10 protein-coding genes are annotated in these 11068 nt (G+C 70.2%); 8 read left to right on the top strand and 2 right to left on the bottom strand.

Features of this window, described 5'->3' with window-relative positions:
- The 5 genes from CM1CMNOD_RS12250 to CM1CMNOD_RS12230 form a co-directional block, all read left to right on the top strand.
- On the top strand, positions 1-867 hold an 867-nt coding region (locus CM1CMNOD_RS12250; protein WP_131773995.1), incomplete at its 5' end, for an ABC transporter ATP-binding protein.
- The gene (locus CM1CMNOD_RS12245; RefSeq protein WP_013873937.1) at positions 864-1754 is read left to right on the top strand and encodes an ABC transporter ATP-binding protein; all 891 of its coding nucleotides are present in this window, start codon (positions 864-866) and stop codon (positions 1752-1754) included. The genes CM1CMNOD_RS12250 and CM1CMNOD_RS12245, both read left to right, overlap by 4 nt.
- 55 nt (positions 1755-1809) lie before the next feature.
- Entirely contained in the window at positions 1810-3060 is a 1251-nt protein-coding gene (locus tag CM1CMNOD_RS12240; RefSeq protein ID WP_013873936.1) for an ABC transporter substrate-binding protein, read from the top strand.
- 766 nt (positions 3061-3826) lie between these two features.
- Positions 3827-5116: an ABC transporter substrate-binding protein gene (locus CM1CMNOD_RS12235; RefSeq protein ID WP_347176484.1), complete on the top strand. Its 1290-nt coding sequence runs from the start codon at positions 3827-3829 to the stop codon at positions 5114-5116.
- Between the two features lie 562 nt (positions 5117-5678).
- Positions 5679-6785 (top strand): ABC transporter substrate-binding protein, encoded by a 1107-nt coding sequence (locus CM1CMNOD_RS12230; protein WP_241245637.1) that lies wholly within the window; start codon positions 5679-5681, stop codon positions 6783-6785.
- A gap of 62 nt (positions 6786-6847) precedes the next feature.
- Here CM1CMNOD_RS12230 and CM1CMNOD_RS12225 read toward each other — a convergent pair whose 3' ends face one another.
- Together CM1CMNOD_RS12225 and CM1CMNOD_RS12220 are read right to left on the bottom strand one after the other, a co-directional pair.
- Positions 6848-8023 (bottom strand): CaiB/BaiF CoA transferase family protein, encoded by a 1176-nt coding sequence (locus CM1CMNOD_RS12225; protein ID WP_013873932.1) that lies wholly within the window; start codon positions 8021-8023, stop codon positions 6848-6850.
- Between the two features lie 212 nt (positions 8024-8235).
- Positions 8236-8934: a TetR/AcrR family transcriptional regulator gene (locus CM1CMNOD_RS12220; protein ID WP_013873931.1), complete on the bottom strand. Its 699-nt coding sequence runs from the start codon at positions 8932-8934 to the stop codon at positions 8236-8238.
- Positions 8935-9364: 430 nt separating this feature from the next.
- On the opposite strand from CM1CMNOD_RS12220, the gene mftA reads away from it, so the two are divergent.
- The 3 genes from mftA to mftC all read left to right on the top strand — a co-directional run.
- Entirely contained in the window at positions 9365-9511 is a 147-nt protein-coding gene (gene mftA / locus CM1CMNOD_RS12215) for a mycofactocin precursor MftA (RefSeq protein ID WP_013873930.1), read from the top strand.
- Positions 9512-9579: 68 nt separating this feature from the next.
- Positions 9580-9921 carry a mycofactocin biosynthesis chaperone MftB gene (gene mftB / locus CM1CMNOD_RS12210; protein WP_013873929.1) on the top strand — a complete coding sequence of 114 codons (342 nt, stop codon included), beginning with the start codon at positions 9580-9582 and terminating at the stop codon, positions 9919-9921.
- A partial coding sequence (gene mftC / locus CM1CMNOD_RS12205) for a mycofactocin radical SAM maturase (protein WP_131773994.1) occupies positions 9918-11068 on the top strand: 1151 nt, incomplete at its 3' end. The genes mftB and mftC, both read left to right, overlap by 4 nt.

The raw sequence follows: 11068 nt of genomic DNA, 5'->3' as shown, positions 1-11068 counted from the left end.
GCCGGCGCCAGCCGGGTGCGGCCGGGCGCGCTCACCGTGCGCGGCCTGCGGGTACGGTACGGCGGCCTGGTCGCGGTGGACGAGCTCAACCTGGTCGCGCCGACCGGACGGGTCACCGGGCTGATCGGCCCGAACGGCGCCGGCAAGACCACGACCTTCAACGCCTGCTCCGGCCTGGTGCGCCCGAGCCGGGGGAGCGTCCTGCTCGACGACCGTGACGTCTCGCGCGCCGGCCCGGCGGCGCGGGCCCGACGCGGCCTGGGGCGCACCTTCCAGCGGATGGAGCTGTTCGACACCCTCAGCGTCCGGGACAACGTCGCGGTCGGCGCGGAGGGGACGCTCGCCGGCGGCAACCCGCTGTCGCACCTGGCCGGGCGGCCGGCGGACCGGTTGGCGGTGCGCGTCGCCACCGACCGCGCGCTTGAGCTCTGCGACCTGGGCGATCTTGCTGGCGTGCCCGCGGCAAACCTCTCGACCGGCCAGCGGCGGCTGGTGGAGCTGGCCCGCTGCCTGGCCGGGCCCTTCCGGATCCTGCTGCTCGACGAGCCCTCCGCCGGCCTCGACCGGGCGGAGACGCGGCGTTTCGGCGCGATCCTGCGGCGCGTCGTCGACGAGCGCGGGGTCGGCATCCTGCTCGTCGAGCACGACATGTCGCTCGTGCTCGACGTCTGCGAGGCGGTCTACGTCCTCGATTTCGGCCGGCTGGTCTTCACCGGGAGCGCGCGCGAGGCCGTCGAGTCGCCGATCGTGCGGGCGGCCTACCTCGGTGACGCGCTGGTCGAGACCGCCGCGGGCAGCACGGCCGTGGGCAGCGCGGCGGCGGACAGGACAGCGGACGAGGCGGCGGACGAGGAGGTGGCCGTATGAACGCCGGGCTGGCCGTGACCGAGCGGGCCGACGCACTCCAGCTACGTTCGGTGACAGCGGGTTATGGGCGTTCGACTGTACTGCGCGAGGTCACCCTGACGGTGCCGGCGGGATCCGTCGTCGCCCTGCTCGGGCCCAACGGCGCCGGCAAGACGACGCTGTTGCGGGCGGCCGCCGGCCTGCTGCGGCCATCCGCCGGGACGGTCACAGTCACAGGCCGTGATGTGACCAGGAGCAGCCCGCATCAGCGGGCCCGGGCCGGGCTGTGTCTGGTCCCGGAGGGCCGCGGGATCTTCCCGAGCCTGACCGTCCGGGAGAACCTCCAGCTCCAGCTGCCGTCCTGGCGCGGGCATGGCGGCCGCGGCCGCGGTGGCGGCATCCGCGGGAGCGGTGGCCGCGGTAGGGACAGCGGCCGCGGGAACGACAGTGACCGGGAGAACAGTGGCCGCGGGAACAGCGCTGTGGATGCGGCGTTGGACGCCTTCCCGGTGCTGCGTGACCGACTGCGCCAGGTGGCGGGCACGATGTCCGGCGGCCAGCAGCAGATGCTCGCGCTGGCGCGCTGCTACCTGTCGGACCCCGCCGTGGTGCTGCTCGACGAGGTCTCCATGGGGCTCGCCCCGCGCGTCATCGACCAGATCTTCGAGTCGCTGCGGGGGCTCGCCGCCAGCGGCGTGTCGCTGCTGCTCGTCGAGCAGTACGTCAGCCGCGCTCTGGAGATGGCCGACGTGGTCTGTCTGCTGGGCCGCGGCCGCGTCGGCTTCACCGGGGCGCCGTCCGAACTGGACGGGGACGAGCTCGTACGTGGATACCTGTCGGCGGGCCACGACCCGGGCACTGCCGCGGTATCGGCGCACGGAGCCGATCCGGCCGGCACCGGACAGTGATGCTTTTTTCGCGATGGTCCGCCGGTATGACGACCGGAACACCAGAAGGAGAAGGATGAACGGGAAAAGACGCGGCGCCGCGTTGTGGGCCTTACTGACCGCCGTGTTGGTGGCGGTAGCTGCCTGTAGCTCCTCGGATTCCAATTCGGGGACGGACGCGGAGGCGCTGTCGGGCAAGCCAGTCGTCCTCGGCGCGATCTGCAGTTGTTCAGGTGCGCAGTCGGCCACCCTCGGCCGGCTCAAGGACGTTTTCGACACCTGGGCCAAATCTGTCAACGCGCGGGGCGGCGCCAACGGCTATCCGGTGAAAGTGATCGTCGAGGACGACGGAGGTGACCCGGCGAGGTCGTTGCGGGCCGTCAGGAAGCTGGTCGAGCAGGACAAGGTCGTGGCCATCGTCGGCGACAGCAGCCTGGTCGACGCGACCTGGGCCGACTACGTGACCGAGAAGGATATTCCGGTCGTCGGCGGGCTCTCCGTCGAGTCGCCCTTCCTGACCCATCCGGACTTCTTCATAACGGGCGCACCGGTCCCGGTGACCACGGTGGGTATCTGGGAGGCGGCGAAGGCGGCCGGCAAGAAGAAAGTCGGCCTGTTGTACTGCTCCGAGACACCCGTCTGCGCCCAGCTCGAGGGCCTGGGCAAGGCGGCTTCCGCCATCGTCGGTGACGTCGGGATCGCCACCGGGAAGATCTCGGCGACCGCGCCCGACTACACCGCGCCATGCCTGGCGCTGAAGGACGAGGGCGTGGACGCGCTGTTCGTGGCGCACAACTCCGAGGTCGTGCCGCGGGTCACGGACTCGTGCGCCCAGCAGGGATTCACCCCGACCGTGATCAGCCAGACCCCGACCCTCGGGCCGTCCTGGCTGGGGCACAACGGTTTCGACGGGGCTCTCCTGTCGTCTCCGACCGTCCTCTACACCGACGAGTCCGTGCCGGCGGTGAAGGAGTTCCTCGACGCGCTGGACACGTACTACCCGGACCTGCGCAAGAGCCGGCAGTTCACCTATGACACGATCTACCCGTGGGCCAGCGGCAAACTGTTCGAAGCGGCGGCCAAAGCGGGTAACCTCGGGCCCGACTCGACATCGGCCGACGTCAAGAAGGGGCTGTACGCGCTGAAGGACGAGACGCTGGGTGGCATCATTCCACCGACGACCTTCACGGAGGGTCAGCCGGCCTTCCCCACCTGCTATTTCCAGGCAGCTATTCAGGGTGACAAGGTAGTTAGCCTCAACAAGGGTGCGACGAAATGTCTGACCGAAACCCAGACCACGCAGCTGGTGCAGGCCCTGAAGGGCTAGCTCCGACGGCCGACGGCGGCGCGACAAGGTCCGCCGCGCGACGACGCTGGTTTCGCGATGACGTCTGTCGCGTGACGACACCGGTTTCGCATCGCCGTCGATACCGCATGGTCTTTCTGTCGGTTGTTTCTACCGAAACGGAACGCCGGAACACGCTTCGGCGGCCCGGGACGGCTGTAGGCCCGCCGGATCGGCCAGTTGGCGGGGCTGGCCGTCCGGCGGGGATCCGCGGCAGGGGACGATCTTTTGATGTCGACGGGCCCCGCGGCGGCCCCGGCCTGCGACGGGGGTCCGAGACGGCTTTCCACCGCCGTCGACGGCAGCGGGTGAGCGGGGCCACGGCCAGGCCGGGCAGGGCTGACGGCTTCGTCAGGCACACGGTGCCAGAGGCCGTCAGGCACACGGTGCCAGAAGCCCTTCCCAGCCGGGGCGAGCACAGCGCCGGCGGCCCGGGCGAGGAGGTGGCCAGCGGTCTTCCTTGCCACCGCCGAGACAGGCCCTGGGACGGGTGTCCCGTCTGTGTCCGGGTGGTTTCTTCTCCCGGCTGCCGGCTTTCGGGCAGGCTGTCGGGAGGCCGCGGGCCGGGAGTTGGCGGCCAGGAGAAAACCGTGACCGCGCGTCCGGCCGGTCGTGCGGTGACAACCGGGACGGATTTTCCCGAACCCGGTTCGCGGTTGTTCTCCCGTCGGCCGGGTGTCGCGTCCCGGTATTCCAATCGACATTGGAATACCGGGGGACGGATGACTACCTACCGTGCACTCCTAGAATGGCCCTGTTTCATCTCGTGCGCACGGAGAGGCGGGTCAACATGACAGTGATCAGAAGACGCCGACGCTTACATTTCATCACCCTGGTTCTCACATTGGGCGCTCTGGGTGGGCTGGTGCTCGGATGCGGTGACAGCGATGGTGTCAGGCAGTCCGCCCGATCATCCTGTAGGACGCCGGGAGTAACCGATACCGAGGTCAAAGCCGGTCTGGTGTTCAGTATGTCTGGGCCGGGGGCGTCCCCGCTGGTCGGGTTCCGGTCCGGTATCAACGCCCGTCTCGGGGTGGCCAATGCCGAGGGCGGTGTCAACGGCCGGAAGATTATCTACTCCTGGCGGGACGACGCCACCGACCCCGCGTTGAACCTGGTCGGTTCCCGCGACCTCGTCGAGGACGAAGGGGTCTTCGGAATCATTCAGGGACCGCACGTGGCGGCCGGTTCCGCGCCCTATCTGAGCGAGCGGGGGATCCCGGTTGTCGGATCCGCCGGCGAGACCGTCTGGGCGCAGTACAAGAACATGTTCTCCTGGCACTACTACACCACCGAACAGGGTTCGTCCACCGTCTGGGGAGACTTCGTCCGCAGCCGGGGCGGCACCCGTGCCGTCATGGTGGACATGGCGTTGAGCGAGGCCACCAAGAAGTTCCACCGGCAGCTCGCCCAGAGCCTGAACGCCGCCGGTGTCAACACCGACATGACCTTCGAGGTGACGGCCAACACGACCAGCTTCGACGCGCTGGCCCGGCAGATGAAGGCGGCGCAGGTCGACACCATCGCCGGGGTCATCTTCCCGGACGTGCTGATCAAGCTTCTCCCGGCGGTGTGGGCCGCCGGGGTCAACCTCAAGACCGTGCTCATCCCGGTCGGCTACGACCCGACGCTGCTGCAACAGGCCGGCCCGGCGCTGCCCGGGGTCATCATCTACACCGACTTCGTCCCGTTCGAGCTGAACACCGAGGCGCACAAGCGGCTGTTCGACGCGATGACCACCTACGCCCCGGAGAACCAGGTTCCGGCGCAGGAGAGCACCGTCTTCGGATGGTTGTCCGCCGACATGTTCATCCGTGGTCTGCAGGAGGCCGGGCCCTGCCCGACCCGCCAGTCGTTCATCGACGGCCTGCGCAAGGTTCACGACTATGACGGCGGCGGTCTGCTGCTGCAGAAGGTCGACTTCGCCACCAACTCCGGACGGCTGGGTGACTGCTACGCCTTCGTCCAGGTCAGCTACGACGGCAGCCGGTTCCTGCCGCTGGCACCCACCCCGCGCTGCGGCCGCCTGCTCCCCTGAGCGGGCGGTTACTGACCGCAACTGGCTGGTCGCGCGGGAACGGCCGATCCCGCGTGAACAGGCCGGGCCGGACCTGCGGCGTCGTGCCGGTGGCGGCCGGACGGAACCACCGTCCGGCCGCCACCGGCACCCGCCGCGGGCCGCGTAAGCCCGCTCGCCTGGCAGGTACAGGTACGGTCACGGCCCGCCTCTCACGCGGCGTCAGACCGGTTCTGGCCGGCTCTGGCCAGCTCTGTGCGACCGCGCCACAACGGGGGGCGGCAGGAGGTTCGTAATCCCTGCCGTACACCGCTTCTGGTCGTCGCTCGGTGACTCTTCACATCAACGGAAGGCCAAAGTCTGGTGGCCGTCCGACTGCGCACCGCATACTCCTACACTGGCCTGTGCTCCATCTCACACTTGGGACAAGAGACGGGTCAACATGTCATTGGTCAGCAGACGTTGGCACTTACGTTTCACCGCTCTGGTCGTCGCGTCGAGCGGCCTGGGCGGTCTGGTAGTCGGATGCGGCAGCGGGGATACCAGCCGATCCGTGCAGGCGGAGAGCTGTACGGCACCGGGAGTGACCAGCGCCGAGGTAAAAGCCGGCCTGTTGTACAGCGATTCCGGGCCCGGAGCCTCCCCCGTGCACGGGTTCCGCTCCGGCGTCCAGGCCCGTTTCGAGCTGGCCAACGCCGAAGGCGGCGTCAACGGCCGGAAGCTCACCTATGCCTGGCGGGACGACGCCACGGATCCCTCGGTGAACCTGATCGGGGCCCGTCAGCTCGTCGAGAACGAAGAGGTTTTCGGCGTCATGGAGGGGCTGCAGGCGGGGAGTGGTTCCGCGCAGTATCTCGACGAGAAGGGGATCCCGGTCACCGGGTTCGCCGGCGAGGCTGCCTGGTCAGAGCACCAGAACATGTTCTCATGGCATTATTATTCGTCCGAGAAGGGCGCGTCCACGGTCTGGGGGGATTTCGTCCGCAGCCGGGGTGGCGCTCGTGCCGCCATGGTGAACATGGCGTTGAGCGACGCAAGCCGGAAATACCGCGAGGAGATCGTCGACAGTCTGCGGGCCTCCGGCATCTCCGTTGACATGGAGTACGAGGTGACCGCCGGTACGACCAGTTTCGACGCGCTGGCCCGGCAGATGAAGGCGGCGCGCATCGACACGATCGCCGGTGTCATCTTCCCGGACGTGCTGGCGAAGTTGATCCCGGCGGTTCGTGCCGCCAACGTCGATCTCAAGGCCGTGATCGCCCCGACCGGCTATGACCCGGCGTTGCTGCTGCAGCTGGGCCCGGCGCTGGCCGGGCTCGTCGTGTACATCAACTTTGTTCCGTTCGAGGCGAACACACCGGCCCACACCCGGCTGCTCAACGCGATGACCGCCTATGCGACGGAGAACCAGACCCCGGCGCAGGAGGGCACCGTCTTCGGGTGGCTGTCCGCCGACATGTTCATCCGTGGGCTGCAGGAGGCCGGGCCCTGCCCGACCCGCCAGGGGTTCATCGACAGCCTGCGCAAGGTCCGCAGCTACGACGGTGGCGGTCTGCTGCTGAAGCCGGTCGACTTCGCCACCAACATCGGACAGCTCAGCGACTGCTACGCGTTCGTCCAGGTCAGCGACGATGGCAGCCAGTTCGTACCGCTGCAGCCCATCCCGTACTGTGGCAAACCTGTCGCCTGAGGTAGCAACAGTTACGAGCTGTCGCTGGCCGGCCGCCCCGGCTTCCTCCCCGGACCGTCGGGTCAGGCCTGGACCGCCGCGCCGGAGGCGAGCAGCGCGTCCACGTCGCGCACACCCCAGTCGGTCAGCGCCTGTCGGGTGTGCGCGCCGGGCCGCGCCGGAGGCTCCGGCCGGCCGGGAGGCGTCCGGCTGAAACGGGGCGCGGGAGCGGGCTGGCGCACCCCGTCCACCTCGATGAACGTGCCGCGGGCCGCCAGGTGCGGGTGGCCCGCGGCCTCTGTCAGGTTCAGCACGGGGGCGACGCAGGCGTCGGTGCCCTCGAAGACCTTCGCCCACTCGTCCCGGGTGCGCCGGGCGAACGCCGCGGCGATCCGCTCCCGCAGCGCGGGCCAGGCGGCGGGGTCGGCACGCTCCGCCTCGTCGGGCTCCAGACCGAGCAGCGTCATGAACTGCGCGTAGAACTTCGGCTCCAGCGGCCCGACGGCGACCCAGTTGTCGTCGGCGGTCCGGTAGACGTCGTACCAGGGACGCCCGGTGTCGAGCAGGTTGACGCCCCGCTCGTCGCGCCACTGCCCGGCGGCGAGCAGGCCGTACACCATGGCGGTCAGCGACGCCGCGCCGTCGACGATGGCGGCGTCGACCACCTGGCCGCGGCCGGACCGGGCCGCCTCGAAGACCGCGGCGAGCACGCCGACGACCAGGTACAGGGAGCCGCCCCCGAAGTCGCCGAGGAAGTTGACCGGCACGGCGGGCTCCTCGCCCTGGCGGCCCAGCGCGTGCAGCGCTCTGGTGATCGCGATGTAGCCGATATCGTGCCCGGCGGTGGGGGCCAGCGGGCCGTCCTGGCCCCAGCCGGTCATCCGGCCGTAGACGAGACGGGGATTGCGGGCCCAGCAGTCCTGCGGGCCGACCCCGAGGCGTTCGGCGACCCCCGGCCGGTAGCCCTCGATCAGCACGTCCGCCCGCTCGGCCAGGTCCAGCACCGCCCGTACGCCGTCGGGGGAGCGCAGGTCGATGGCGACCGAACGACGGCCGCGCCGCAGCACGTCCACCGCGGGCGGCACGATGTCGTTCGCCTCACCCGGGCGGTCCACCCGGATCACGTCCGCGCCCAGGTCGGCGAGCAGCATCGCGGCGAAGGGCCCGGGGCCGATGCCGGCGAGTTCGACGACGCGCAGCCCGCGCAGCGGCCCGGTCGCGCCGTTGGCCGTCTCGTTGGCCGTCCCGCTGTCCGTCATACCGCCTCCGGCCTAGATCGGGTGAGCAGCCGTCATCCTGGCTCGTGCGGCCTCAGCCTAACCAGGTAGGGAACGTCCGCTCATCCAATGGCACATCCCGTCACAGCCGGTGTGGCGCCGGGTCCGCGGCGGCCCGGCGCAGCGAACGTACGTTCACCACGCGGGCCGGATCGTGCCACGGGCCGAATCCTGCCGATCACCCTGCCGGAGGGTCAGACGGTGGCCTTCGCCGAGGAGCTCTGGGACGACCGGGCCCGTCGCTGGGGAGGGGGAAGCGCCCGCGTGGCGGGCATCCCCGCCGCCCGCTCGGCAGCCGTGGCCACGACCGTGTCGACGAGCTGTCCGCACAGCCTGTCGAAGATCTCGTCGGCGGACAGGGAACGCTGTTCGAACGCCTGGTTGAGATACGGCGTCCGCTCGGCGTCGTGATCCACCCCGGCGCGGTCGCCGCCGCGCGCCTCGTGCAGGGCGCTGCCGATCGCGGCAAGCTCGAGCGCCTCCAGCATCGGCGCGATCGCCCCGACCGGCACACCTTCCTCTGCCAGCAGCGCGGCGGTGGCCTCCAACTGCATGAAGCCGATGCTCAGCGGCCGGCGGCGCAGCATCACGGGCACGAGGTCGGGATGTTCGCGCAGTGCCTGCCGCAGCCGGCGGGCACTGCGCAGGATCCACACCCGCCAGGGCTCGTCGTGGGCCTGCGGGGTGCGGACACCTTCGAGCGCCAGTTTTGCCGCGCCGACGACGATCTCGTCCTTGTTCTGGAAGTGGTGGTACAGGGAGGCGCCGTTGACCCTGAGCCGTTCGGCGAGCCGCCGGATGCTCAGTGAGTCGATACCCTCCGTGTCTATGATCTCCAGCGCGACCTCCAGTGCCCGTTGTCTGGAGATCAGCGGAACCTTCGGTCGCGCCATCGCTGTGCCGCCCTCCCGCGACATCGCCGGGGCGTGAGCTCCCGGATCATGGGCAGTGTCGCTTCGCCCGCCGACGATACCAATCGATGGTAATCGATATCAATCGATTCTGATCGACACCAATCGACACCAATCGACACCGACCGGCACCAGTCGGCGACTGTCCCGAAGATCCGTCGCGATCCACGCCGCGCGGGAGCCGCCGCGCCCGGCCGCTCGCCGGCCAGGGCATCCAGGCGGAAGACGGACGGAAGACCTGGCCAGACGGACGATCTGGACGGAGGATTCGGCCGGAGATCTGGGCGGAAACGGTGCAGGGGCTTTCTTTCGGCACCAAGTGCCACTACTGTGACTCGGCACTGAGTGCCACTACTGTGCATTCGCACACGAAACCACCCGACCGACACAGGGAAGCGACAAGGGAGCGGCCATGGGCAACCACGCAGGCGAAACGCTGACCATCCTCGACGAGGACACCGCTGGCGCGGCACAGGTCGTCGACGGCGATGTCGACGTCATCCAGGAGGAGTTCCTCGTCGAGGACGTCTCCATCGACGGGATGTGCGGGGTCTACTAGTGCCGCTCCCAGCGCCGCGTCAGCCATCGTGCACCCCGTCCGCCGCGCCCGGACGGCCAGAGCAGACAGTGGCTGACGCGGCACCGGCCCGCGCGGCCCGGACGAGCGAGCCCACCGCGGCGGCGCGGGCCGTCCCCGACTTCGCCCTCGACGCCCCCTGGCAGCTGCATCCCCAGGTCTCGGTGCGGCCAGAGCCCTTCGGAGCGCTGGTCTACCACTTCGGGACGCGCCGGCTGTCCTTCCTGAAGGACCCGACGCTGCTGCGCCTGGTCCAGGCACTGCCGGAGCACCCCCGCGCGCGGGACGCCGCCACCGCGATCGGCCTCACCGAGGCCGACCTGCCGCGCTACCACCGTGCCCTTGCCACGTTGGCGGCAACGTCCATGATCGTCGAAAGGAGCCTGCCGTGAGTGTCGCCGCGGCACCGGCCCGCCTGGTCGACCACTTCCAGCACGGCCTGGCCGCCCCGATCTGCCTGACCTGGGAGCTCACCTACGCCTGCAACCTGGCCTGCGTGCACTGCCTGTCCAGCTCGGGGCGGCGCGACCCGCGCGAGCTGAGCACCGCGGAGTGCCGGGCGGTCATCGACGAGCTCGAGCGCATGCAGGTCTTCTACGTCAACATCGGCGGTGGGGAACCGACCGTCCGCCCGGACTTCTGGGAGATCGTCGACTACGCCGTCGCCCACCACGTCGGGGTGAAGTTCTCCACCAACGGGGTGCGCATCACCAGGGACGTCGCCGCCCGGCTCGCCGGCAGCGACTACATCGACGTGCAGATCTCCCTGGACGGCGCCACCGCCGAGATCAACGACGCGGTCCGCGGCACGGGCTCCCACGCCACCGCCGTGCGCGCCATGGAGCACCTCGCCGACGCCGGGTTCTCGGGCTTCAAGCTCTCCGTCGTCGTCACCCGGCACAACGCCGGCCAGCTCGACGCGTTCAAGGCCCTCGCCGACCGGTACGGCGCCCAGCTGCGGCTGACCCGGCTGCGCCCGTCCGGCCGCGGCGCCGACGTCTGGGACGAGCTGCACCCCACCGCCGCCCAGCAGCGCGAGCTCTACAACTGGCTGGTGGCCCACGGCGAGCAGGTGCTCACCGGGGACTCCTTCTTCCACCTGTCCGCCTACGGCCAGGCGCTGCCCGGGCTGAACCTGTGCGGCGCCGGCCGGGTGGTCTGCCTGATCGACCCGGTCGGGGACGTCTACGCCTGCCCGTTCGCCATCCACGACTCCTTCCTCGCCGGCAACGTCCGCGAGCCCGGTGGCTTCGAGCGGGTCTGGCGCTCCTCGGAGCTGTTCACCGAGCTGCGGGCGCCGCAGAGCGGGGGCGCGTGCGCGTCCTGCGCGCACTTCGACTCCTGCCGGGGCGGCTGCATGGCCGCGAAGTTCTTCACCGGCCTGCCGCTGGACGGCCCGGATCCCGAGTGCGTCCAGGGCTACGGGGTCGACGCCATGCTCGCCCGCGGCGACGCCGGCGTCCCGAAGCCCTCCGGCGACCACTCCCACGCCCGGGCCGCCGCCGGGAAGCCGCCGCGGCGCGGGGGGTCGGGGCGCGG

This window comes from Protofrankia symbiont of Coriaria myrtifolia, assembly GCF_900634755.1.
GTDB classification, from domain to species: Bacteria; Actinomycetota; Actinomycetes; order Frankiales; family Frankiaceae; genus Protofrankia; species Protofrankia coriariae.
The sequence above is the reverse complement of the archived record's forward strand: the minus strand, read 5'-3'. Positions and strand labels throughout refer to the sequence as shown.

Coding starts and splice junctions, on each gene's coding strand:
- CM1CMNOD_RS12245 (WP_013873937.1), top strand. CDS start 864: ATGAACGCCGGGCTGGCCGTGACCGAGCGGGCCGACGCACTCCAGCTA.
- CM1CMNOD_RS12240 (WP_013873936.1), top strand. CDS start 1,810: ATGAACGGGAAAAGACGCGGCGCCGCGTTGTGGGCCTTACTGACCGCC.
- CM1CMNOD_RS12235 (WP_347176484.1), top strand. CDS start 3,827: ATGGCCCTGTTTCATCTCGTGCGCACGGAGAGGCGGGTCAACATGACA.
- CM1CMNOD_RS12225 (WP_013873932.1), bottom strand. CDS start 8,023: ATGACGGACAGCGGGACGGCCAACGAGACGGCCAACGGCGCGACCGGG.
- CM1CMNOD_RS12220 (WP_013873931.1), bottom strand. CDS start 8,934: ATGGCGCGACCGAAGGTTCCGCTGATCTCCAGACAACGGGCACTGGAG.
- mftA (WP_013873930.1), top strand. CDS start 9,365: ATGGGCAACCACGCAGGCGAAACGCTGACCATCCTCGACGAGGACACC.